20 protein-coding genes and 2 tRNA genes are annotated in these 24176 nt (G+C 70.5%); 18 read left to right on the forward strand and 4 right to left on the reverse strand.

Going from position 1 to position 24176, the window contains the following annotated elements:
- Positions 1-59 precede the first annotated feature (59 nt).
- From DAI20_RS11585 to DAI20_RS11625, 9 genes are all read left to right on the forward strand, one after another.
- Positions 60-1040 carry a DUF2332 domain-containing protein gene (locus DAI20_RS11585; protein ID WP_108250969.1) on the forward strand — a complete coding sequence of 327 codons (981 nt, stop codon included), beginning with the start codon at positions 60-62 and terminating at the stop codon, positions 1038-1040.
- A gap of 54 nt (positions 1041-1094) precedes the next feature.
- A complete protein-coding gene (locus DAI20_RS11590; protein WP_108250971.1) occupies positions 1095-1715 on the forward strand; it encodes a mycothiol-dependent nitroreductase Rv2466c family protein in 621 nt (206 codons plus the stop codon).
- A gap of 47 nt (positions 1716-1762) precedes the next feature.
- Positions 1763-2260: a ribose-5-phosphate isomerase gene (locus tag DAI20_RS11595; RefSeq protein ID WP_108250973.1), complete on the forward strand. Its 498-nt coding sequence runs from the start codon at positions 1763-1765 to the stop codon at positions 2258-2260.
- Between the two features lie 8 nt (positions 2261-2268).
- Positions 2269-3228, forward strand: a complete 960-nt coding sequence (locus DAI20_RS11600; RefSeq protein WP_108250975.1) for an Fpg/Nei family DNA glycosylase — start codon at positions 2269-2271, stop codon at positions 3226-3228.
- A gap of 3 nt (positions 3229-3231) precedes the next feature.
- A complete protein-coding gene (locus tag DAI20_RS11605) occupies positions 3232-3852 on the forward strand; it encodes an FMN-binding negative transcriptional regulator (RefSeq protein WP_108250977.1) in 621 nt (206 codons plus the stop codon).
- Positions 3849-5372, forward strand: a complete 1524-nt coding sequence (locus tag DAI20_RS11610; RefSeq protein WP_240606049.1) for an amidohydrolase — start codon at positions 3849-3851, stop codon at positions 5370-5372. The genes DAI20_RS11605 and DAI20_RS11610 overlap by 4 nt, the downstream gene beginning before the upstream one ends.
- A 214-nt stretch (positions 5373-5586) precedes the next feature.
- A complete protein-coding gene (locus tag DAI20_RS11615) occupies positions 5587-7002 on the forward strand; it encodes a sensor histidine kinase (RefSeq protein WP_240606050.1) in 1416 nt (471 codons plus the stop codon).
- Between the two features lie 97 nt (positions 7003-7099).
- A complete protein-coding gene (locus tag DAI20_RS11620; protein ID WP_108250979.1) occupies positions 7100-7768 on the forward strand; it encodes a response regulator in 669 nt (222 codons plus the stop codon).
- Positions 7769-7823: 55 nt separating this feature from the next.
- Positions 7824-8159, forward strand: coding sequence for a DUF7882 family protein (locus DAI20_RS11625; protein WP_108250981.1), 336 nt, complete (start codon positions 7824-7826; stop codon positions 8157-8159).
- A 102-nt stretch (positions 8160-8261) separates the two neighbouring features.
- On the opposite strand, the gene DAI20_RS11630 is transcribed toward DAI20_RS11625, so the two are convergent.
- Positions 8262-9269 carry a 1-aminocyclopropane-1-carboxylate deaminase gene (locus DAI20_RS11630; protein WP_108250983.1) on the reverse strand — a complete coding sequence of 336 codons (1008 nt, stop codon included), beginning with the start codon at positions 9267-9269 and terminating at the stop codon, positions 8262-8264.
- 222 nt (positions 9270-9491) lie between these two features.
- Between DAI20_RS11630 and DAI20_RS11635 the strand changes: the two genes are divergently transcribed.
- On the forward strand, positions 9492-12131 hold the full coding sequence (locus tag DAI20_RS11635; protein ID WP_205781430.1) for a galactose oxidase family protein: 2640 nt from the start codon (positions 9492-9494) through the stop codon (positions 12129-12131).
- Positions 12132-12200: 69 nt separating this feature from the next.
- Positions 12201-12923, forward strand: a complete 723-nt coding sequence (locus tag DAI20_RS11640) for a uridine kinase family protein (protein ID WP_205781431.1) — start codon at positions 12201-12203, stop codon at positions 12921-12923.
- Between the two features lie 29 nt (positions 12924-12952).
- On the opposite strand, the gene DAI20_RS11645 is transcribed toward DAI20_RS11640, so the two are convergent.
- On the reverse strand, positions 12953-13660 hold the full coding sequence (locus tag DAI20_RS11645; protein WP_438501985.1) for a hypothetical protein: 708 nt from the start codon (positions 13658-13660) through the stop codon (positions 12953-12955).
- An 87-nt stretch (positions 13661-13747) separates the two neighbouring features.
- Positions 13748-13821: transfer RNA gene (locus DAI20_RS11650), tRNA-Gly, on the reverse strand.
- 225 nt (positions 13822-14046) lie between these two features.
- On the opposite strand from DAI20_RS11650, the gene DAI20_RS11655 reads away from it, so the two are divergent.
- The 7 genes from DAI20_RS11655 to DAI20_RS11685 all read left to right on the forward strand — a co-directional run bounded on the left by DAI20_RS11655 (position 14047) and on the right by DAI20_RS11685 (position 21986).
- A tRNA-Pro gene (locus DAI20_RS11655) sits at positions 14047-14122 on the forward strand.
- Positions 14123-14186: 64 nt separating this feature from the next.
- A complete protein-coding gene (gene tig / locus DAI20_RS11660) occupies positions 14187-15704 on the forward strand; it encodes a trigger factor (RefSeq protein WP_159085019.1) in 1518 nt (505 codons plus the stop codon).
- A 234-nt stretch (positions 15705-15938) separates the two neighbouring features.
- A complete protein-coding gene (locus tag DAI20_RS11665) occupies positions 15939-17399 on the forward strand; it encodes an HNH endonuclease signature motif containing protein (RefSeq protein WP_159085020.1) in 1461 nt (486 codons plus the stop codon).
- Between the two features lie 660 nt (positions 17400-18059).
- Positions 18060-18644 (forward strand): ATP-dependent Clp protease proteolytic subunit, encoded by a 585-nt coding sequence (locus tag DAI20_RS11670; protein WP_108250993.1) that lies wholly within the window; start codon positions 18060-18062, stop codon positions 18642-18644.
- Between the two features lie 37 nt (positions 18645-18681).
- Complete coding sequence (locus DAI20_RS11675) at positions 18682-19353, forward strand: ATP-dependent Clp protease proteolytic subunit (protein WP_108250995.1); 672 nt, start codon at positions 18682-18684, stop codon at positions 19351-19353.
- A gap of 177 nt (positions 19354-19530) precedes the next feature.
- On the forward strand, positions 19531-20808 hold the full coding sequence (clpX, locus tag DAI20_RS11680; protein ID WP_108250996.1) for an ATP-dependent Clp protease ATP-binding subunit ClpX: 1278 nt from the start codon (positions 19531-19533) through the stop codon (positions 20806-20808).
- Positions 20809-20903: 95 nt separating this feature from the next.
- A complete protein-coding gene (locus DAI20_RS11685; protein ID WP_108250998.1) occupies positions 20904-21986 on the forward strand; it encodes an aminotransferase class V-fold PLP-dependent enzyme in 1083 nt (360 codons plus the stop codon).
- Positions 21987-22113: 127 nt separating this feature from the next.
- Here the strand turns inward: DAI20_RS11685 and DAI20_RS11690 are convergent, their stop codons facing one another.
- On the reverse strand, positions 22114-24174 hold the full coding sequence (locus tag DAI20_RS11690; protein ID WP_108251000.1) for a M3 family metallopeptidase: 2061 nt from the start codon (positions 24172-24174) through the stop codon (positions 22114-22116).
- Between the last annotated feature and the right edge of the window lie 2 nt (positions 24175-24176).

The raw sequence follows: 24176 nt of genomic DNA on the forward strand, positions 1-24176 counted from the left end.
GTCCCCGAAGTCCGTTCTTCAGCCTAGTGACGGCCCGGGACGTGCGATTGACTGACGGCATGCAGGCAATCCCGGACTCCGAGCGCACGACGGCGGAGAAGTACCGAGCCTTCGCCGAGGTCGAGGCACACGGGCTCTCACCCACGTACGACGCCCTCGCGCTCGGCGTCGCGGACGACCCCGAGGTGGTCGCGCTCATCGACGAGCTGCCCGTGCCGAAGCGGCAGGTGAACCTCGTGTTCTCGAGCGCCAGGCTGTTGTCCGCGCCCATGTCGGGCTACGGCGCATTCCGGGACTGGTTCGTGCGGCACTGGCCCGAGGTGCGCGACATAGCACTGACGCACGCGACGCAGACAAACGAGCCGCGCCGCGCGGCCGTGCTCCTGCCGGTGCTCGCGTCGCTGCCCGGCCCGCTCGCGCTGATCGAGGTGGGAGCCAGCGCCGGTCTCTGCCTCTATCCCGACCGGTACAGCTATCGGTACGACGACGCGCCGCCGCTGCATCCGGCGTCCGGGCCGAGCCCCGTGCTGCTCTCCTGCGCGACCAGCGGGCCGGTGCCGCTCCCGACCGCGGTGCCCACCGTCACCTGGCGCGCGGGCATCGATCTCAATCCGCTCGACGTGCGCAACGACGACGACGTGCGCTGGCTCTCCGCCCTGACCTGGCCAGAGCACGAGGACCGCCGGGAGCGGCTGACCGCCGCCGTCGCGATCGCCCGGCAGGATCCGCCGCGCATCGAGCGCGGCGACCTCAACGAGCTGCTGCCGGCGCTCGCCGCGGAGGCACCGAAGGACGCGACCCTCGTCGTCTTCCACACGGCGGTGCTGCTGTACCTGGACCGCGCCGCCCGGCAGCGCTTCGTCGACACGGTGAGCGGCCTCGACGCTGTCTGGCTCTCCAACGAGGGCGACGACGTGACGCCGGGCATCGGCGAGCGGTTGCCCCGCAGGAGCGAGACGCCGGCATTCGTGCTCGCCCGGGACGGCGAGCCCCTCGCGTTCACCCAGCCGCACGGCGCCTCCCTCGAGTGGCTGGGCTGACGGCTGAGGCCGTCCGCGCGGCTCGCGGTCGGGCGCGCGGTTAGGGTGGACGGCATGGCTGTTGACACGTCCACGCGCACGTCCGTCGAGTTCTGGTTCGATCCCTCCTGCCCCTGGGCGTGGATGACGTCCCGCTGGGTGGACGAGGTCGCCAAGCACCGGGACCTCGACGTGACCTGGAACATCATGAGCCTCGCCGTGCTCAACGAGGACAACGACGTGAGCGACGACTACCGCGCATTCTTCCCCCGCGCCCTGCGCTACACCCGGCTCGTCGCCGCGGTGAAGGAGCTGCACGGCCAGGACAGCGTCAAGCCGCTCTACGACGCGCTCGGCTCGCGGATCCACCCGGGCGGAAGCACGGATCCCGACGAGGTCATCCCCGCGGCGCTCGCCGAGGCCGGACTGCCCGCCGAGCTCGCCGCCTTCGCGGAGACGGACGAGTACGACGAGCCCATGCGGGCCTCGCACTTCGACGGGATCGGCCGTGTCGGCCAGGACGTCGGCACGCCCGTGATCGCGGTCAACGGCGTCGCGTTCTTCGGCCCGGTCATCTCGCCCGCCCCCAAGGGCGAGCAGGCGCTGGCACTCTGGGACGGCGTCGTCGCGGCCGCGGGCTACGAGGGCTTCTTCGAGCTCAAGCGCTCGCGCACCACCGGCCCCGTCTTCGACTGACTCCCCTTTCCCTCTTCACCACCGAGCCGACACAGGAAGGCGTACGCATGCGCGTCCACATCGCCACGGACCATGCCGGCCTCGACTTCAGCAGGCAGCTCACCGAGCACCTGACCGAGGCGGGGCACGAGGTCATCGACCACGGACCGGACTCCTACGAGCCGCTCGACGACTACCCGTCGTTCTGCATCAACGCGGCCCAGGCCGTCGTGAACGACCAGGCCGCCGGCATCCAGGCGCTCGGCGTCGTGTTCGGTGGATCCGGCAACGGCGAGCAGATCGCGGCGAACAAAGTGAAGGGCGCCCGCGCCGCGCTCGTCTGGAGCCACGACACCGCAGTGCTCGCCCGCGAGCACAACGACGCCAACGTGATCTCCATCGGGGCCCGCCAGCACAGCCTCGAGGAGGCGACCGCGTTCATCGACGCCTTCCTCGCCACCGCGTTCACCGGCGAGGAGCGGCACGTCCGCCGCATCGCCCAACTGGCGGAGTACGAGCGCACCGGCCTCATCGCCGGGCGCGACGTCGACGCCGCCGCCGAGTAGGAGGAGCCGTGCCCGAGGGGCATTCGATCCACCGGATCGCCAGGCAGTTCCGCGAGCACTTCGTGGGGCACGTCGTGCAGGCGTCGTCGCCGCAGGGGCGGTTCGCCGCGGGCGCCGAGCAGCTCTCCGGCCTCCGGATGCTCGACGCCAAGGCCGTGGGCAAGCAGCTGTTCGTGGAGTTCGAGAACGACCACTGGCTGCGCGTGCACCTCGGCCTTTACGGGGCGTGGGACTTCGCGGGTGCCGTCTCGACGCTCGCCAAGCGCTTCGGCCAGACCGGCATGCGCGGTGACGTGCCCATCGACACGGCCGCGGAGGACTCGATGACGAGCATCGGCGCTCCCCGGCACACCCGGCTGCGCATGGCGGAGCAGGAGGCACTGCACGACGAGTTCGAGGAGTGGCCGCCGGAGCCGATCGGCGCCGTCCGGCTGCGCCTGCTGACCGAGGATGCCGTCGCGGACCTCCGCGGTCCCACCGCCTGCGAGGTCATCGACTCTCAGGGTGTGAAGAAGGCCATGGCGAAGCTCGGGCCGGATCCCCTCGTCGATCGCGGACAGAAGGCCGAGGACCTGTTCACGCGCACCGTCCGGAGCAAGCAGACGCCGATCGGTCTGCTGCTCATGGATCAGAGCGTCGTCAGCGGCATCGGCAACGTCTACCGCGCCGAGCTGCTGTTCCGCGCCCGGCTGAACCCGCACACGCCGGGCAAGCAGGTGCCGGAGGAGACCGTGCGGGCGCTCTGGCGGGACTGGAAGAAGCTGCTCAAGATCGGCGTCGAGCGCGGCCAGATGCTCACCATGGACGGGCTCCGCGGCGCGAAGCTCGAGAGGGCGCTCGCCAACCGCGACGATCGGCACTGGGTGTACCGCCGGCAGGGGCTGCCCTGCCGGCTCTGCGGCACGAACATCGTCATCGAGGAGATGGGCGGCCGCAACCTGTACTGGTGTCCGCAGGATCAGGCGTAGCGGGTGAGGAGCAACCCGTCCTTCGCGATGGAGGACCCGGACGAGGTGAAGCGGTGGATCCGCGAGAACCCGTGGGTCGTTCTGGTGAGCCACACCGCGGACGGTCTGGTCGCCTCGCACTACCCGGTCATCCTCGACGAGGAGCATGAGGGCATCTCCGTGCTCAGCCACGTGGGCCGGCCGGACGAGGGGCTGCACGAACTGGGCCGGCACGAGGTGCTGCTCATCGTGCAGGGCCCGCACGGCTACGTGTCGCCCGGCTGGTACGGCGAGGGCCCGGCCGTGCCCACCTGGAACTTCCTGGCCGCGCACCTCTACGGCGTGCCCGAGATCCTGACCGACGAGGAGAACTATCGCGTGCTCGGCCTGCTCGTGGACCGCTTCGAGGACCGGATGCCGAACCCCCGGCGCCTGGCGGACTCCGCCGAGTACGCCAAGCGGATCGTGAAGGGCACGGTGGGCTTCCGGCTCACCGCGACCCGCTTCACCGCGAAGGCGAAGCTCAGCCAGAACAAGACCGCCGAGGTCGTGCACACGGTGATCGACCGCCTCGAGCACGGCGAGGAGTACGCGAACCCAGAGCTGGCGCGCGAGATGCGCCTGGCCCACGGACTCGACCGGTGAGCGCGGCGGTTCCGGGCGGCGCCGCAGGGCGGGCCGCCGAGGAGGAGGACGGCCTCGTGCTGCTCGACGCCCGGCTCGCGTCGGGCGCGGAGCCGGTGGACGTCGTGATCGAGAGCGGCCGCATCGCCGCGGTCGGGCCGGGCAGCGCGGCGGCGGCCACCGGGCGGCACCGGCACCTGCAGCTGGATGGCCGCATCGTCATTCCCGGCCTCTGGGACAACCACGTGCACTTCAGCCAGTGGACGCTGGCACGCCGCCGCATCAACGTCGAGTCGGCGACCTCCGCGGCCGAGGCCGCGCGGATGGTCGCCGCGGCGGGGGAGGGCACGGCGTCGCCCGGGTCACCCGTGGTGGGCTACGGCTTCCGGGACGCGCTCTGGCCCGACGCGCCGTCCCTGCCGCTGCTCGACGCCGCGCTGCCGGGCACCCCGGTCGTGCTGCTGAGCGGCGACCTGCACAGCGTCTGGCTCAACTCCGCGGCCCTGCAGCGCTACGGGTACGCGGGCGCGACGGAGACCGGTCTGCTGCGCGAGGAGGATGCGTTCGAGGTCGTCCGCCGCCTCGACGTCGTGCCGGACGACACGCTCGACGCCTGGGCGCGGGAGGCATCCGCCGCGGCGGCCGCCCGCGGCGTGGTCGGTGTCGTCGACCTGGAGATGACCTGGAACCTCGACACGTGGGTGCGGCGGGTGGCCGGCGGCCAGCGCGACCTCCGCGTCGAGTTCGGCACCTACCGCCAGCACCTCGACCGGGCGGTGTCGCTCGGGCTGCGCTCCGGTGCGGTCGTCGAGGGCACCGGGGGCCTCGTCAGCGTCGGTCCGTTCAAGGTGATCACGGACGGGTCGCTGAACACCCGCACCGCCTACTGCGTGGACGAGTACCCGGGCGGCTCGCCCGAGCATCCGCGCGGGCTCCTCACGGTGCCGACCGACGACCTGATCGACTGGATGGCCGTGGCCACCCGCGCCGGCCTGGCCTGCGCGGTCCACGCCATCGGCGACGAGGCGAACAGCCTCGCGCTGGACGCCTTCGCGGCCACGGGTGCCCGCGGCTCGATCGAGCACGCCCAGCTGCTGACCTGGGCCGACGTGCCCCGCTTCGCCGAGCTCGGCGTCGTGGCCAGCGTGCAGCCGGACCACGCGCTCGACGACCGCGACGTCGCGGACGCCTACTGGGCGGGGCGCACCGACCGTGCCTTCGTGCTCGCCAGCCTGGCGGCGGCCGGCGCGACGCTGGCTCTGGGATCCGACGCCCCGGTGTCGCCCCTCGACCCGTGGCGCACCATGGCGGCGGCGGTCTGGCGCACCCGCGACGGCCTGCCGCCCTGGCATCCCGAGCAGGCGATCTCCGTGCAGGCGGCGCTCGAGGCGTCCACGCGGATCACCGCGGTCCAGGCCGGGGCTGTGGCGGACCTGGCCGTGCTCGATGCGGATCCGTTCACCGCGAGCCTCGAGGAGTTCACGGCGATGCCCGTCGCCGCGACCCTGCTCGGCGGGCGCCTCACCCACGACGCGCTCTGAACCCACCGCCCACCGCCCGCGACCTCGCGGTCACGCCGCCCGCTGCCCGCACGGTCGGGACGGTGGCGGGACTCGGGAGGCGCGACCTCGGGAGGCACCGCATCCGGCGTCGCTCGACCCTCGGACGGACCCCACCGGGACGGGTGGGTTGGCCCCGGCGAAGGCGGGGGCGAACCCCCGCGACCCGGCCGGGTCGTTCTGAGACGCTTGTGCCGTGACTGACACACCCGCCCCCGCGATCCCCGCCTCTCCCGCATCCCCGGCCGCCGCCGAGCGCCGCACGACGTACCTCGGCCTGTGGCGATCGGTCCCCCGGGAGCTCGGTTTCCTGCTCCTCGCGCTGCCGCTGGCGCTGGTGTCGTTCACCGTCGTGCTGACGCTGTTCTCGACCGGGCTCAGCCTCCTCGCCGTGTTCGTCGGCGTGTTCCTCGTGATCGGCGCCCTCATCGTCGCCCGGGCGTTCGGCACGCTGGAGATGGCGCGCCTGGAGTGGGCGGGCCGCCCCGCCATCTCGCGGCCGCTGTGGACCCGGGCGGGGGACGCCGTCGGCTTCTGGCCCGCCCTGCTGCGGGTGCTCGCGAACGGGCATTACTGGCTGCACCTGCTGCACGCGATCGTGGTGAACTTCCTCGTGAGCCTCGTCACCTGGACGATCACGTTCACCTGGCTCACCATCGGCCTGAGCGGCACGACGTACTGGATCTGGGACGCGTTCGTGCCCGACGGCGACCGTGGCGACTTCTGGCTCTACCGGGTCGTGCTCGGCTGGTTCTCCCCGGACGCCGTGCCCGCTGTCGAGCGCGCCCTCGAGCCCGGCGTGCTCGAGAATCTCTTCTTCCTGCTCGTGGGACTGTTCTTCCTGGCCAGCCTGCCGCTGGTGACGCGCGGGTTCACCCTCCTGCACGACGTGATCGGCCGCAGCATGCTCGGCGCCTGGCGGTCTGAGTTCCTGCAGCGCGAGGTCGCCGACCTCAGCGCCTCGCGGGGGGCGGCGCTCGTCGCCGAGGACCAGTCGCTCCGCCGGCTCGAGCGGGACATCCACGACGGCCCGCAGCAGCGCCTGGTGCGTCTGCAGATGGACCTCGCGAGCGCCGAACGCCGGCTCGAGACGGACCCCGACGGCGCACGCCGCCTGCTCGGCGAGGCCATGCAGCAGTCCCGCGACACGCTCGAGGAGCTGCGCGCCCTGTCCCGGGGCTTCGCGCCGCCCATCCTGCAGGACCGCGGGCTGGTGGCAGGGCTCGCCTCCCTGGCCGCGACCAGCGCCGTGCCGGTGCGCGTGTCCACCGACCTCGACCCGGCCGCGGCGCTGCCCCCGGAGATCGAGCGCAACGCCTACTTCGTCGCCGCCGAACTGCTCGCGAACGTCGCCAAGCATTCCGGCGCCACCGACTCCGTGCTGCACTCAGCGCTACGACAGAGCGAGGACGGCGGCCGCTGGCTCGACATCACCGTGACGGACAACGGGCGCGGGGGAGCGGCGCTCGTCCCCGGGCACGGCCTCGCCGGGCTGGCCGATCGGCTCCGCGGGCTGCGCGGGGTGCTCACGGTCGACAGCCCCGCGGGTGGGCCCTCCGTCCTGGCGGCACACATCCCCGTGCCGCCGCCCGCTCATCCGCCGCTGATCTGACGGGCCCGCCGAGGGACCGGCTGAGCGGCCGGATCGAGCGGTCGAGTCCGGGTTGCGGCTGAGGGGCCGGCGGCGACGCCGGCCCTAGGCTGGTGGGGTGAGCGCTCCGATCAGCCCGGCACCCCCGTTGCGTCTCGTGCTCGCGGAGGATTCCGTGCTCCTGCGCGAGGGGCTGGTGCGGCTGTTCGACGAGGCCGGGTTCGAGACCGTCGCGGCCTACGGCAACGCCGACGACCTCCTGGCCGGCGTGCAAGGGCTGACCCCGGATCTCGCCGTCCTCGACGTGCGGATGCCGCCCACGTTCCGGGACGAGGGCGTGCGAGCGGCGATCGAGCTGCGCCGCCGGATGCCGCGGCTGGGCGTGCTGCTGCTCAGCCAGTACGTGGAGGGCACCTACGCCCAGGAGCTGCTCTCGGCGGGCACGGGCGGCATGGGGTACCTGCTGAAGGACCGCGTCAGCTCGCTCGACGAATTGAAGGACGCGGTCACCCGCATCGCCGCCGGCGGCACGGTGCTCGACCCGCAGGTCGTCAGCCAGCTGCTCGGCCGCCGGAACGACCCGCTCGCCACCCTCACCGCCCGCGAGCGCGAGGTGCTGCAGCTCATGGCCGAGGGGCGCACGAACGCCGGCATCGCGGCGAAGATGTTCGTCGGCGTCGGAGCGGTCGAGAAGCACGTCACGTCGATCTTCGCGAAGCTCGCGCTCGAGGACTCGGGATCCGACCACCGGCGGGTGCTCGCGGTGCTCGCCTGGATGCAACGCTGAGCCCACGGCGTGATACCTTCCGGGTGACCAGGATCAACCAGGAAGGACCGACGTCATGGGGACGCTCGTGTACGGCGCAGCGCCGGCCATTTCGATCGAGGACCGCACCCTCAAGCACCTGCAGGCCGTGATCATCATGAAGCTGCGGAGGGACGAGCCCTTCGCCTTCAACTGGGACGCCGAGCCCGGGGTCGGCGAGGACATCATGCACCCGAACGCCGCGCACGGGACCATCTGGATCTCGCAGGCCTCGCAGCTCTACTTCCGCTACGACGGCACGCGGCACGACAAGCTCAACCCGGAGTGGATCGACGTGCTCACCAAGACTGCGTACAGCCCGCGCGGGCTCTGGGCCGTGCCGGAGCCCGAGCTGGCGGGCACCTCCGCCTGACCTGCTTTCGCCTCCTCCGAAGGGGCGGCGCCGGCTGGCGCGGCTGACCCGCCGGCTCCGGGCCCAGGCTTGGATCGCTGGGCTCGCAACAGTGGGCTGGGATCAGCGGAAGAGGGCGCTGTACGCGTTGATCGCGGGCTGTCCGCCGAGATGGGCGTACAGCACCGTGCTGTCCTTCGGGATGTCCCCGGACGTCACGAGGTCGATGAGGCCCGCCATGGACTTCCCCTCGTACACGGGGTCGATGATCATGCCCTCGAGCCCGCCGCTCAGCCGCATCGCCTCCAGCGTCGACTCGACCGGGATGCCGTAGTAGTCGCCCGCCCAGCCCTCGAGCACGGTGATCTCGTCGTCGCTCAGGTCGCGGTCCAGGCCGATGAGGGCGGCGGTGTTCCGCGCGATGCGGGCCACCTGCTCGCGCGTCTCGTCGATCTTCGCCGACGCGTCGATGCCGATGACCCTGCGCGGGCGATCCTGACCGGCGAAACCCGCGATCATGCCGGCGTGCGTCGACCCGGTGACGCTGCAGACGACGATGGTGTCGAAGAACACGCCGAGCTCGCGTTCCTGCTGCTCCACCTCGTACGCCCAGTTGGCGAAGCCGAGGCCGCCGAGCCGGTGATCCGACGCGCCGGCCGGGATGGCATAGGGGGTGCCGCCGCGCTCGCGCACGTCGTCGATCGCCTTCTGCCAGCTGCTCTTGATGCCGATGCCGAAGCCCGCGGGGTCGAGGCGCACCTCGGCGCCCATGATGCGGGACAGCAGGATGTTTCCCACGCGGTCGTTGAGCGAGTCCGGCCAGTCCACCCAGTTCTCCTGCACCAGCACCGCCTTGAGACCGAGCTTCGCCGCCACGGCGGCGACCTGACGGGTGTGGTTCGACTGGAGGCCGCCGATGGAGACGAGGGTGTCGGCGCCCTGCGCGAGGGCGTCCGGCACGAGGTACTCGAGCTTGCGCGTCTTGTTGCCGCCGTAGGCCAGGCCGCTGTTCACATCCTCTCGCTTCGCCCAGATCCGGGCGCCACCGAGGTGTTCGCTGAGCCGCGTCAGCGGGTGCATGGGCGACGGCCCGAAGGTGAGGGGGTAACGCTCGAAGTCGGACAGCGGCATGGTGCTCCCTAAGAGTGAGGTCTGGAGTTGCGAGCGCCCGGTGCGGCGCGCTTACGCCGGCTCGAAAACCGATCGCATGCAATATATTGCACGCACGACGGCGTCACTTGTCAAATGCATGACCGCGGTTCGCGTCGGGTCGTAGCTCTTGCGAGGAATCCTCACGAACGGCTGGCGCCTGAGCCCGGTTCTGCGGTATCACTGCCTCATACGCACCGTCGCGTGGAAGCAGGCACGAACATGATCGGCAGTCCGCTCGCAAACGTCACCAGACTGGCCTTCGCCCTGGTCTGCATCGTGCTCTTCGGATTCGTCTACGTCTTCCCGCAACTCGACGGCCGGGGTGGTGGCGACGATGCGCATGTCGCCGACGCACATGCTGGGGCCGCCACCGCCGCGACCGCGCACGGCGCAGATCCGGCCGCGCCGGGGCCGGGCGAGGGCGCCGGGCGGGGCGGCGTCATCCCGCGCGCGGACGGCGGATCCGAGCCTGCCGAGCATTTCCACGCCGCAGACCTGCCCGAGGCCGCGTTCGCGGCGACGTCGGCGCCTCTTCCGCGCACCGGCTGGACCGTCACGGCGAGCGACGAGGAGACGGTGGGTGAGAACGGCCGGGCGGTGAACGTGCTCGACGGCAACGCCTCCACCATCTGGCACAGCAGGTGGAGCGGCACCGCGGCGCCGTTGCCGCATTCCATCACCGTCGACATGCACGCGACCCGGGCCGTCTCCGGGCTCAGCTACCTGCCCCGCTCGGGCAGCGCCAACGGGCGGATCGGCCGTTACGAAGTGCACGCGAGCGCGGAGGGCGTCACCTGGGGTGCCGCGCTCGCGACGGGCACGTGGGCGGACGACGCGGTGCAGAAGACCGCGACCTTCGCCTCCGTGCAGACGCGTTACGTGCGCCTCCGGGCTCTCACCGAGGCGGGCAACCGCGGCCCGTGGACCAGCGCCGCCGAGCTGAATCTCCTCGCCGACGTTGCCGCCCCGGTGGACGCCGTGCTGCCTCGGACGGGCTGGGTGGCCACGGCGAGCGACCAGGAGACGGTCGCGGAGAACGGCCGGGCACAGAATGTGCTCGACGGCAACGCCGCGAGCATCTGGCACAGCCAGTACTCGCCCTCCGCGCTTCCCCTGCCGCACACGCTGACGATCGACATGCGCGCGACGCAGCAGGTGTCCGGCCTGCGCTACCTGCCCCGCCCGTCCACTAACGCGAACGGGCGGATCGGGTCGTACACGATCACGGTGAGCGCGGACGGAACCACCTGGAGTGCTCCCGTCGCCTCTGGCACCTGGGCCGACACGAGCGCCGAGAAGAGCGTGTCGTTCACGTCCGTGTCCGCCCGGTACGTGCGGCTGACCGCCAGGAGCGAGGCCGGCAACCGCGGGGTGTGGAGCAGCGCCGCGGAGATCAATGTCCTCGGCCGGGGAGGCGGAACGCCCGGGCCCTCGGCGGGCAGTTGGGGGCCGACGATCGGTTTCCCGATCGTTCCGGCGGCCGCGGCGGTGCTTCCCGGCAACCGCATCATGACCTGGTCGGCGTACGACCGGTACCAGTTCGGCGGCAGCCGCGGGTACACGCAGACCGCGATCCTCGACCTCAACACCGGTGCCGTGAGCGGGCCCACCCAGGTGAACACGGGACACGACATGTTCTGCCCCGGCACGTCGCTCCTCGCCGACGGGCGCCTCCTCGTCAACGGCGGCAGCAACGCGGCCAGCACGACCATTTACAACCCGGCGACCAACACCTGGGCGGCCGGACCGAGCATGGTCGTGCCGCGCGCCTACCAGTCCAGCGTGACGCTCTCGACCGGTGAGGTGTTCGCGATCGGCGGCTCCTGGAGCGGCGGGGTGGGCGGCAAGGGCGGCGAGGTGTGGTCGCCCGCGACGAACGCCTGGCGGCGCCTCTCCACCGTGCCGGTCACGCCGATCCTCACCGCCGACCCGGCGGGGGAGTACCGCTCCGACAATCACGCCTGGCTGTTCGCCGCATCCGGCGGGCGCGTCTTCCACGCCGGACCGAGCCGACGGATGAACTGGATCACGACCACAGGCACGGGCACCATCACCTCGGCCGGGCTCCGGGCGGACAGCGCAGACGCGATGAACGGCAACGCGGTGATGTACGACGTCGGCAAGATCCTCACTCTCGGCGGAGCGACGGCGTACGACAACGCCGACGCGACGGCCCGGGCGTACGCCATCGACCTCAACGGCGGCCTGCGGGTGACCCGCGTCGGCGACATGGCGAGTCGGCGCGCATACTCCAGCAGCGTGGTGCTACCCGACGGTCAGGTCTTCGTCGCGGGCGGTCAGGCGCGCCCCGTGCCGTTCACGGACACCGGCGCCGCCATGGCCCCGCAGCTGTGGAACCCCGCCACGGGGCAGTTCACCTCGCTCGCGCCCATGGCGGTGCCGCGCACGTACCACAGCGTTGCGGTGCTGCTCCCGGACGCCCGGGTGTTCGTGGGCGGCGGCGGGCTGTGCGGCACCTGCGCGACCAACCACCCGAACGGCGAGATCTTCACCCCGCCCTACCTGCTCAACGCCGACGGCAGCGCGAAGGCCCGCCCGGGCATCACCGCGGCGCCGACGACGGCCGCGCTCGGCGCCCGCATCGCGGTGACCACGTCGGCTCCCATCAGCCGCTTCGCCCTCGTGCGGATGAGCTCGGTGACGCACACCGTGAACACGGACCAGCGCCGCATCCCGCTGACCGCCACGTCGACGAGCGGGAACACCGCGACCCTGACGCTGCCGACCGATCCCGGCGTCGTCGTGCCCGGGCCGTATCTGCTGTTCGCGTTCGACGCCGCCGGCGTGCCCAGCGTGGCGAGGACGATCCGCATCGGCTGAGCGGGCTGACCGAAGGGTCGGGCGCCGCCGGTCTCGCGCGCGTGGCCCGGCGCTGCCAGGCTGAAGGGCGTGGAAGCGATGCCGAGCGGCACCGGGGCGGAGGAACCCCTCGCGGGACTCGTGTTGCCGGAGGATGAGCCGCAAGCGGCGTCATGGCGGGCTGAGAGGATCACCGACGTCGCTGCCGTGATCGCCGAGAGGATCGGACCCCGGCGGGGGCGACCCGCGATCGTGGCGGTCGACGGGCGCAGCGCCGGCGGCAAGACGACCCTGACGGTCCGGCTGCAGGCGGCGGCGGAGACGATCGGTCTCAGCGTGGCCGTCGTGCACACGGACGACGTCGCCTGGTACGAGTCCTTCTTCGGCTGGGCGCCGCTGATGTCCGACGGGGTGCTCGTGCCGCTGCACGCCGGGCTCGGCGTGCGCTACCGTCCGTCCGCCTGGGTGGACCGCGGTCGGGAGGGGGCGATCGAGGTGCCGGCCTCGGTCGATCTCGTGCTCCTCGAGGGCGTCGGCGCCAGCCGACGGGAGCTCACGGGCTTCCTCGACCTGTCGGTCTGGGTGCAGTCGGACTTCGTCGAGGCGGAACGGCGGGGCCTGGTCCGGGACGCGACGCTCGGCGTCAATGGCGACGAGGACGAGACCCGCGAGTTCTGGGACCTGTGGATGAGCGAGGAGTTGCCCTTTCTTGCGGCCGACCGCCCGTGGGAGCGTGCCACCCTCGTCGTGGCCGGGACGCCGGTCATCCCGCTCGCGGAGGACGAGCTCGCGGTCGCGGATCCCGTGACCTGACCCGCCCCGGACTTGCCGCCGTTCCGCCGTCAGCCGGCGGGCGTCGGGAACATCGGCACTCCGTCGCGCACGAAGGCGAAGAAGGGCCGCGACCCCCACCACAGCGACGCCAGCAGGAACACGATCCCGCACAGTGCGCCGATGCCGACCACCACGGGCGTCGTTGCGCCAAGGGCCATGGCGATCGCGGCGACGAGGAGCGCGAGCAGGGCGCTGTTCACCGCCACCATGAACACCATGCTGCTGCCGGCCACCTGGGTGCGGCGCGAGCCCAGGAAGTAGTAGGTCTGTGTGACGCCGGCGGCGTCGTCGTGCGTGGAGGCCATGAAGTACCGCTCGATGCCCGGATCCAGTTCCGCGTACGCCGCCCGCAGCCGGTTCATGGCGACGACGTACATGAGGTCGTCCATGGCGGCGTTGAACACCCGGATCTGCGTGAGCACGCCGACCAGGACCGCGAAGGCCAGCACGACGATCGCGAAGATGCCGAAGCCCTCCGAGAAGTCCGTCGCCTGACCGATGAGGGCCAGGCTCACGAGCCCGGCGGACACCAGGGTCAGGAACATGGTGATGCGGGTCAGCACCTCGGACTGCGTCGACGACCGAGCCGCGAGCAGGCCCCAGTGCTCAGTCGCGAGCAGCTGGGCGCGCACGGACGGAGGCGGCGGGGGAGCGACCCCGTCGCCGAAACCCGGTGCCTGCCCGTCCTCGGGCGGCACGGCGCCATCCCCGGCCACGGGCCCATTGTGGTCCCAGCGACGCCGCGCCTCTAGGGGGAAGTGCCGGGTGAAGTGGGCGCCGCGCTACCTGTAGGGGCCTCCGTGTGGAGGGGATGACGGGAATCGAACCCGCGTAATCAGTTTGGAAGACTGAGGCTCTACCATTGAGCTACATCCCCGCAGCGCCGTGGGACGCGATCCTTGACGATCGCCTCGCCGGTTCGGACCCTCGGTGGAGGAGCCCGGCCCGTTGACGTGCGCGAGCCAGCTTAGTACAGCCTCCGGCGTGCCCGGACCACGGCGCTCCCGGGACCTCCGCTAGACTTGCGGAGGCCATTTCGCCCGCACGCGCGCTTCTGCATGCGTTCGAGCGGAGGAAAGCCAGCCGGGTTGTTGCCACAGTCCGGGGCGTAGCGTAGTGGCTAGCGCGTCCGCTTTGGGAGCGGAAGATCGCAGGTTCGAGTCCTGTCGCCCCGACCACAACCCCTCAAAGACCTGCCGTCCCACCCGGGGCGTGCACCGCGAATCAGGAGATCCCCACAACGTGAAGACCACGGTCGAACAGCTGAGCCCCACGCGCGTCAAGCTCGCCATTTCCGCTACCGCCGAAGACTTGAAGCCGCACCTCGAGCACGCCTACGGCCACATCGCCGAGCAGATCAACATCCCCGGCTTCCGCAAGGGCAAGGTGCCGCCGGCGATCATCGACCAGCGCGTCGGTCGCGAGGCCGTCATCGAGCACGCCGTCAACGAGGGCATGGACGGGTTCTACCGCGCCGCCATCGAGGAGACGCAGATCCGCCCGCTCGGCCGCCCCGAGGCCGACGTCGTGGAGTGGCCCAACAAGAAGGACTTCTCCGGCGACCTGCAGCTCGCCATCGAGGTGGACGTGCGTCCCGAGATCGAGCTCCCCGGCTACGAGGGCCTGACCCTCGAGGTGGAGCCCGTCGAGGTGACGGACGAGGAGCTCGAGAAGGAGCTCGACACCCTCCGCGCCCGCTTCGGCACGCTCAGCACCGTCGACCGCCCGGCCAAGACCGGTGACTTCGTGCAGATCGACCTGGTCGCCACCATCGACGGCGCCGAGGTCGACTCCGCCAAGGGCATCTCCTACGAGATCGGCTCCGGCGAGCTCATCGAGGGCATCGACGAGGCGCTGGACGCGCTCAGCGCCGGCGAGACCACCACGTTCGAGTCCGAGCTGCTGGGTGGCGAGAGCGCCGGCCAGAAGGCCGAGATCACCGTCACGCTGATCGCCGTCAAGGAGCGCGAGCTTCCCGACGCCGACGACGACTTCGCCCAGATGGCCAGCGAGTTCGACACGCTCGAGGAGCTCCGCGCCGACCTCCGCAGCACCGTCGAGAAGTCCAAGGTCTTCGGTCAGGTGACCGAGGCCCGCGACCAGATCGTGGACAAGCTGCTCGAGTCCGTCGAGATCCCCGTTCCCGAGAAGCTCGTCGAGGACGAGGTGCACCGTCACCTGGAGAACGAGAACCGCCTCGAGGACGACGAGCACCGCGCCGAGGTCAAGGAGGCCAGCGAGAAGAGCTTCCGCTCGCAGCTCCTGCTCGACACGATCGCCGAGAAGGAAGAGATCAAGGTCAGCCAGGACGAGCTGAGCCAGTACATCATCCAGGGCGCGCAGCAGTACAACATGCAGCCGCAGGAGTTCGTGCAGATCCTGCAGGAGAACGGCCAGATTCCGTCGATGGTCGGTGAGGTCGCCCGCAACAAGGCCCTCGCGATCGTGCTCGACCGCGCCAACGTCGTGGACAAGAACGGCAACGCCGTCGACGTGTCCGAGTTCACGAAGCCCGTCGTCGAGGCCGGTGCTGGCGCCGACGCCGAGGTGGACGACCTGGACGCCGAGGAGCTCGAGGCCGACGAGGTCGCGCAGCCCACGGCCGCGGACGTCGCGGAGACGCCCGTCGTCGAGGCACCCGCCGCCGAGGAGGCGCCTGCCTCCGCCGAGGAGCCCGCTGCCGACGAGCCCGCTGCTGAGGAGGCCCCCGCCGCCGAGGCCAAGCCGAAGCGCACCCGCGCAAAGGCGAAGAAGGACTAACACACGCACCACGAGAAGGGCCCGGGATCGCAACGATCCCGGGCCCTTCTGCGTGCGCGGGGTCCACGGTGCTGGGATTGTCGAAGGGAGGCAGCCGGACTCGGGCGGGGGACCCCGACGGTCCCTGAGCTTGTCGAAGGGACGCTCGCCACCGCTTCGACTCGGCGCGGGAAGGTTCTCCACAGAACCAAAGTTCTTCGTAGAAGAAACTTTCGACATGCTAGAATGTGTGCTATGGGAACCCCAGCAGCGACGCTCCTCCGCACAGCGGATACGGTCGCGCGCCTGGGCGATTCGCCCGCCGCGTTTGCTCCGCTTCCTAAGCAGGATCTGGTGAACGCGTTGCACGCTATCGCCGACCTGCGACAGTCCTGCGACACCTTCTCCGCCTGGATCGCCGGTGAACTGAACCGCCGCTCGGTGCCTGACCTGGGCTCGGCAGGGTTGGCGCAGCAGGAGGGCTACCGGACGCCTCAGGCGATGGTCGAGGCCATGACCGGGACCACCAAGGGTGGGGCGGTGTCGATCGTCGAGGTCGGCAAGATGCTTGCAGAGACCGACGCGGTGGAGACGCTGAAGCGAGAGCACCCTGAGCTGCCTGCCCCTCCGACCCCGTGGCACGCCCCGATCGCCCACGCGGTCACAGACGGGAGGGTGTCGATCGCGCAGGCAGACGCGATCCGAGCCGGACTGGGACTCCCGACGGACTCGGTACCGCCCGCGTCGCTGTCCGAAGCTGCACGGGAACTCTTAGAAGACGCGGTGACCCTCACTGCTGGACAGCTGCACCGCCGAGCGCGCCAGCTCCGTGACGACCTGAACGACACCGAGGTCGCAGACCGGGAGAAGGCGCAGTTGGAGCAGCAGCACCTCAAGGCGTGGAAGCGGCCTGATGGGATGGTGGAGGGTAGGTTCCTCTACGCACCAGAGCCCGGCGCCTTCCTCCTGTCGGTGCTCGACGAGCTGACCAACCCTCGCCGCGGCGGACCGAGGTTCGTGAAGGAGGAGGATCGGGCGCGCATCGACGCGATTGTCAACGACCCGCGGTCGACCGAGCGGCTCGCAGCCGACGGGTTCCTCGAGCTGCTGCGCATCGGCGCGGACGCCGACCCTGGGCGGGTCTTCGGCTCGAGACGACCCGCGGTCCGGGTGATTGTGACGAAGGAGTCGCTCGAGTCCGGCGGAGGTCACGGGTCGATACAGGACACCGGCGAGGCGGTCTCGATAGGTGCGATCCGCCGCGAGGTCTGCACCACGGGAACCGTGGCCGTGGTCCTCGATGATGACGGCCAGTGCGTAAACGTGGGCCGCGAGCAGCGGCTCTTCACCACCCGGCAGCGCATCGGACTCGCGGTCAGGGACGGCGGGTGCATGTGGCCCGGCTGCGACCGGCCACCGTTGTGGTGCGAGGCCCACCACATCAACCAGTGGCAACGGGAGCACGGCCAGACCGACATCGCCGACGGTGTTCTTCTGTGCAAGCACCACCATCTACTGCTTCACAACCACGGCTGGGACATCACCAGAACCGGCGGCCATTACACACTGCTCCCGCCACGATCGATCAGCCCGACCCGCGAAGGGCGCCACCTGGCGACCAAGAGCAGAGCGGTCCAGGACTGGAACGCCCGCCGACACCGCCTCCGACCGCAAGACCCTGTCCACTCGCACGACCCGGCCCCACCCGGTGGCTGACCGTGCTCCCCTTGTTCTCTGACGCCGGTTCCACGGTCCCTGAGCCTGTCGAAGGGACGCGACTCACCTGCGTCGCTTCGACAGGCTCAGCGACCGTATGGCTCAGCGACCGTATAGGGGACGCGGGCCGGCTTCGGTAGCCCGGCCATACACATTCCGTCGCTGCTCGCGAAGCTCTCCGGGACGACCAGCGCGGACCGACGGCACCACCTCGGTCCCTGAGCCTGTCGAAGGGACGCGACAAACCTCACGTCGCTTTGACAGGCTCAGCGACCGTATGGCTCAGCAACCGTGCAGGGGACGCAGGCCCGCTTCGGTAGCACGGCCATCCACATCCCGTCGCTCCTCGCGAAGCTCCCGGAACGATCAGCGCAGGTCGACGCCACCCCACGGTCCCTGAGCCGGTCGAGGGGACGCAATGCACCTCGCGTCGCTTCGACAAGCTCAGCGACCGTATGGCTCAGCGGCCGTGATGGTGCTGTGCTTCGGCACCCTCAGCGAACGTGTGAGTGCCGGACGGCAGAGGGCGGAGCGTCCGCGCGACACGCCGGGCGCGGGCAGACTGTCGCCCATCATCTGCCCACGGCGAACACGGCCGAACGCGCTCGTCGGCTCCTATAGATTCGACGTCGAAGCGATAACTGAATGGAGCGCGACACAATGGCCGAACCGACACTCGTCCCCGGTGTTTTTGATCGACTGCTGAAGGACCGGATCATCTGGCTGGGTTCCGAGGTGCGCGACGAGAACGCGAACGAGATCTGCGCCAAGATCCTCCTCCTCGCCGCCGAGGACTCCGAGAGGGACATCTACCTCTACATCAACTCGCCCGGTGGCTCGATCACCGCCGGCATGGCGATCTACGACACGATGCAGTTCGTGCCGAACGACATCGTCACCGTCGGCATCGGCATGGCCGCCTCCATGGGCCAGCTGCTGCTCACCTCGGGCACCAAGGGCAAGCGCTACATCACGCCGAACGCTCGCGTGCTTCTGCACCAGCCGCACGGCGGATTCGGCGGCACCGCCTCCGACATCCAGACCCAGGCTCAGCTCATCCTCGACATGAAGCGCCGCCTCGCCGAGATCACGGCGAACCAGACCGGCAAGACGGTCGAGCAGATCAATGAGGACGGCGACCGCGACCGTTGGTTCAGCGCCGAGGAGGCCCTGGAGTACGGCTTCGTCGACCACCTCCGCGCTTCGGCCGCGGACGTGACCGGCGGCGGCGGAACCGACCAGTAGGCGCACCGGACCCTCTCAGATTAGGAACAGACAAGACATGAACACACCCTCCTTCCTCCCGTCCGCGGGCGGGTCCGGCCTGGCCACCCCGTCGTCGCGCTACATCCTCCCCAGCTTCGAGGAGCGCACGGCATACGGCTACAAGCGTCAGGACCCCTACGCGAAGCTCTTCGAGGACCGCATCATCTTCCTTGGCGTCCAGGTGGACGACGCGTCGGCCGACGACGTCATGGCCCAGCTCCTCGTGCTCGAGAGCCAGGACCCGGACCGCGACATCGTCATGTACATCAACTCGCCCGGTGGCTCGTTCACCGCGATGACGGCGATCTACGACACGATGCAGTACATCCGTCCGCAGATCCAGACCGTCTGCCTCGGTCAGGCGGCCTCCGCCGCCGCCGTGCTGCTCGCCGGCGGAACGGCCGGCAAGCGCCTGGCGCTGCCCAACGCCCGCATCCTGATCCACCAGCCCGCCCTCGGCGGAGCCGGCCAGGGCCAGGCGTCGGACATCGAGATCCAGGCCGCCGAGATCCTGCGCATGCGCGTGTGGCTCGAGGAGACCCTCGCGAAGCACACGAACCGCGACATCGCGACCGTGAACCGCGACATCGACCGCGACAAGATCCTCAACGCGGCCGAGGCTCTCGACTACGGGCTCATCGACCAGGTGCTCGGCTCGCGCAAGAACGTCCCCGCGCTCGTCAAGTAGCGACTCCACGAACGGGACGGCCGCCCTCGGGCGCCGTCCCGTTCGTCGTCCCTCGGCCCGTCCACCGATGCCCCGAAAGGGGGCGTGCGGAAGAATCTTCACACGCCGACATCGGTTCGGCGTTGTCGTCCGCACGGGTTAGGCTCGTGGCAGCCGCTGAACTAGTTGGAGGAACCAATGGCACGCATCGGAGAAAGCGCTGATCTCCTCAAGTGCTCGTTCTGCGGCAAGAGCCAGAAGCAGGTCCAGCAGCTGATCGCGGGCCCCGGCGTCTACATCTGCGACGAGTGCGTCGAGCTATGCAACGAGATCATCGAGGAGCGACTTGCCGAGGCGAGCGACGAGACGACGAGCGAGTTCGACCTACCGAAGCCGAAGGAGATCTACGGCTTCCTCGAGGAGTACGTGATCGGCCAGGAGGCCGCGAAGCGTGCCCTGTCCGTCGCCGTCTACAACCACTACAAGCGGGTGCGCGCCCGCAACACCATCTCCTCCGCCGACACGCTCGGCGACGACGTCGAACTGGCGAAGTCCAACATCCTCCTCATCGGCCCCACCGGCTGCGGCAAGACCTACCTCGCGCAGACGCTGGCCAAGCGGCTCAACGTGCCGTTCGCGGTAGCGGATGCCACGGCCCTCACCGAGGCCGGTTACGTGGGCGAGGATGTGGAGAACATCCTGCTGAAGCTCATCCAGGCGGCCGACTACGACGTCAAGCGCGCCGAGACCGGCATCATCTACATCGACGAGGTCGACAAGATCGCCCGCAAGGCCGAGAACCCGTCCATCACGAGGGACGTGTCGGGCGAGGGCGTGCAGCAGGCGCTGCTCAAGATCATCGAGGGCACCGTTGCCTCCGTCCCGCCGCAGGGCGGCCGCAAGCACCCGCACCAGGAGTTCATCCAGGTCGACACCACGAACGTGCTGTTCATCGTCGCCGGCGCCTTCGCGGGCCTCGAGGACATCATCAGCCAGCGGGCCGGCAAGCGCGGCATCGGCTTCGGCGCCCCGCTGCACAGCAAGGGCGACGACCTCAACCTGTTCAGCGAGGTGCTGCCGGAGGACCTGCACAAGTTCGGGCTCATCCCCGAGTTCATCGGTCGCCTCCCCGTCGTCACCACGGTCACGCCGCTCGACCGCACCGCGCTCATGGACATCCTCACGACGCCGCGCAACGCGCTCGTGCGCCAGTACCAGAAGATGTTCGAGCTGGACGGCGTGGAGCTCGAGTTCGACCACGGCGCCCTCGAGGCGATCGCCGACCTCGCGGTCCTGCGCCAGACCGGTGCCCGCGGGCTCCGCGCGATCATGGAGGAGGTGCTCGGGCCGATCATGTTCGACATCCCGTCGGACGACCACGTCGCCCGTGTCGTCGTGACTCGCGCCGCGGTTCTCGACAACGCCGCGCCGACCATCGTGCCGCGCAAGCCGCTCCGCGCGGAGAAGTCCGCCTAGCCCCAGCACTCGTGCTGGGCCGCGTCTCTGCACGCGGAGAAAATCGCGCCGTCGCCCTTTGACCCCGCCGCCGTCGGACCGACAGACTCGGGGGCATGGTGGATTTCGAGGTTGACGGGGACGGCGCCGCACGGGTCTCGCGGGCGGCGGCGGAGTTCGAGTCCGAGGTCGTCTACCTCAACACGGCGTCGCTGGGGCTGCCGCCCGTGCGCACCACCACCACGCTGGTCTCGGTGCTCGAGGACTGGGGGCACGGCACGTCGAACCCCATGGACTTCGACATCCCGCTCGAGGAGGCGCGCTCGCACTACGCCGACATGGTCGGCGTCCCGAGCGGTCGCGTCGCGGTCGGCAGCCAAGTGTCGGTGTTCGCCGGCCTCGTGGCGGCGAACCTGCCCGACGGCAGCGAGGTGCTCACCGCCGAGGGCGACTTCACGAGCATCCTGTTCCCCTTCCTCGCGCAGGAGCGGCGGGGAGTCACGGTGCGGGAGGTGCCGCTCGAGCGCATCCCGGATTCCGTGACGCCGCGCACGACCCTCGTCTCCGTCTCCGCGGTGCAGTCGAGCAACGGGCGCATGGTGGACCTGGACGGGCTCGAGGCGGCCTGCGCGGCGACGGGCACGCGCGTCCTGCTCGACACGACGCAGTCCACCGGCTGGCTGCCGGTCGACGCCGGACGCTTCGCCTACACGGTCGGCGGCGGGTACAAGTGGCTGCTCACGCCCCGCGGCACCGCGTTCTTCACCGTGCGGGAGGAGTTCCTCGACGAGCTCATCCCGCACACCGCCAACTGGTACGCGGGGGAGAACCCGTGGACGAGCATCTACGGATCGCCGCTGCGGCTCGCGGCCGACGCGCGGCGGTTCGACGTCTCCCCGGCCTGGCACTCCTGGGTGGGGGCGGCGACGTCGATGAAGCTGCTCACCGAGGTCGGGGTCGAGGCGCTGCACCGCCACGCGGTCGGGCTGTCCGACCGGTTCTGCGCGGCGGTCGGTATCGAGCCGGCGGGCTCCGCGATCGTGAGCCTCGCCGTGGACGAGGCCACCCCGGACACGCTGCGTGAGGCCGGGATCGCGGCGGCGATGCGCGCCGGCCGCCTCCGCCTCGCCTTCCACGTGTACAACACCGAGGACGACGTGGATGCGGCGGCGGAGGTGGTCCGCCGCCACCTCGTGTGACGCGCGCTGCCGTCGGGCGCGGTCGTTCACGGTCGGCGAGCTCGTCGAAGCGACGCTGGACCGCCGGGGCGGGTTTCGTCCCTTCGACAGGCTCAGGGACCGTGGAGGTCCCGCGCGCCGCGAGGCGCTAGTTTAGGCCTCGGCGGGCGAGGAGGGGCTCGATCACCGCGTCCCGGCCGCGGAAGTCGCGGTAGGCCGCCAACGGGTCCATTCGCCCGCCCACGCCGAGCAGACGCTCGCGGAAGCGGTCGCCGTTCGCCCGCGTGAGGCCGCCGTTCTCCTTGAACCACTCTACGGTGTCCGCATCGAGCACCTCGCTCCAGATGTACGAGTAATAGCCCGCGTCGTAGCCGCCCGAGAAGGTGTGGGCGAAGTAGGTGCTCGAGTAGCGGGTCGGCACGGCCGGGTTGTCGAGCCCGACGTCGGCGAGGGCCTTCGCCTCGAACGCCGCCACGTCCGTGACCTCGTCGTGTACGCCGATGCGGTGCCAGGCCTGGTCGAGCAGCGCCGCGGCCAGGTACTCGCTCGTCGAGAATCCCTCGTTGAACGAGGACGCGGCCTGCAGGCGGTCGATCACGTCCTGCGGGATGCGCTCACCCGTGACGTGGTGCACGGCGTAGTTCTCGAGGATCTCGGGCCAGAGCATCCACATCTCGTTGACCTGGCTCGGGAACTCGACGAAGTCGCGGAACACGTTGGTGCCCGCGAACTTCGGGTAGGTCACCTGGGCGAAGAGCCCGTGCAACGCGTGCCCGAACTCGTGGAACAGGGTGTTGACCTCGTCGTAGGAGAGCAGGGTGGGCTGCCCGGCGGGCGGCTTCGGCACGTTGAGGTTGTTCACCACGACGGTCGGCTGGTCGAGCAGCGTGTTCTGCGAGATGAGCGGGTTCATCCAGGCGCCGCCGCGCTTGGAGTCGCGCGTGTAGAGGTCGAGGATGTAGAGGCCGACGGGGGAGCCGTCCTCGTTAGACACCTCGAAGACCCGCGCGTCCGGGTGGTAGGCGACGAGGTCGGGGCGCTCCTCGAAGGTGATCCCGTAGACGCGCGTCGCGGCGGCGAAGACGCCGTCCCGCAGCACGCGCTCCGACTCGAAGTACGGGCGTAGCGCCGCGGTGTCCACGTCGTACTTCGCGGACCGCACCTTCTCCGTGTAGAAGGCCCAGTCCCACGCCTCGAGCTCGAAGCGGGGCTCGCCCGCGGCGTCCTGGGCGGCGTCGATCTGCGCCTGCAGGTCCGCGGCCTCGGCGCGGGCGTTGCGCGCCGCGGCGGGCGCCAACCGGCCGAGCATGGCCGCGACGGCCTCCGGGGTCTTCGCCGTCTCGTCGGCCGTCACGTACGCGGCGTGGTTCTCGAAGCCGAGCAGCGCAGCGCGCTCGGCCCGCAGGGCGGTGATCTCCAGCACGAGGGCGCGGTTGTCGTGCTCGTTGCCGCGGCTGCCGCGGGAGCGCGAGGCCTCCATGATGCGGCGGCGCACATCGCGGTCGGTGAGGGATGCGAGGTAGGGGTGTCCCGTGAACAGCACGAGCGTCACGAGGAACTTGCCGTCGAGCCCGCGCTCCTTGGCGGCCTCGGCCGCGGCGGACAGCTCGCCGTCGCTCAGCCCGTCGAGCTCCTCGGCGGAGTCGAACACGAGGGCGAGGTCGTTGGTGTCGGCGAGCAGGTTCTTCTCGAACCGGGTCGTGAGGGTGGACAGCCGCTGGTTGTAGTCCCGGAGCTTCTCCTTGTCCGCATCCTCAAGCCCGGCACCGGCGAGGGTGAACTCGGTGAAGATGCGCTCGACGAGGTACACGGACTCGGCGTCCAGGCCGGCCTCGGCGCGGGCGTCGTGGACCGCCCTGATGCGGGAGTAGAGCGCGCTGTTCAGGCGGATGGCGTCCTCGTGCGCGGCCAGGCGCGGGGCGATCTGCTCCTCGAGCTCGTTGGTGAAGTCCGAGCTGTCCGACGAGCTCTTGTTGAAGAAGACGTGGGCGACCCGCTCGAGCGTGCCGCCCGCGCGCTCCATCGCCGCGATCGTGTTCTCGAAGGTCGGCTCGTCCGCGCTGTCGGCGATGCCCGCGATCTCTGCCAGGTGCTCCTCGAAGCCGCGCTCGAAGGCGGGCAGGTAGTGCTCGTCGCGGATGTCCGCGAACGGCGGGAGCTGGTACGGGAGCGTGCTGGGCGCGAAGAAGGGGTTGGACGTGTCTGCCATGG

It is taken from the genome of Planctomonas deserti (assembly GCF_003067705.1).
GTDB lineage: Bacteria > Actinomycetota > Actinomycetes > Actinomycetales > Microbacteriaceae > Planctomonas > Planctomonas deserti.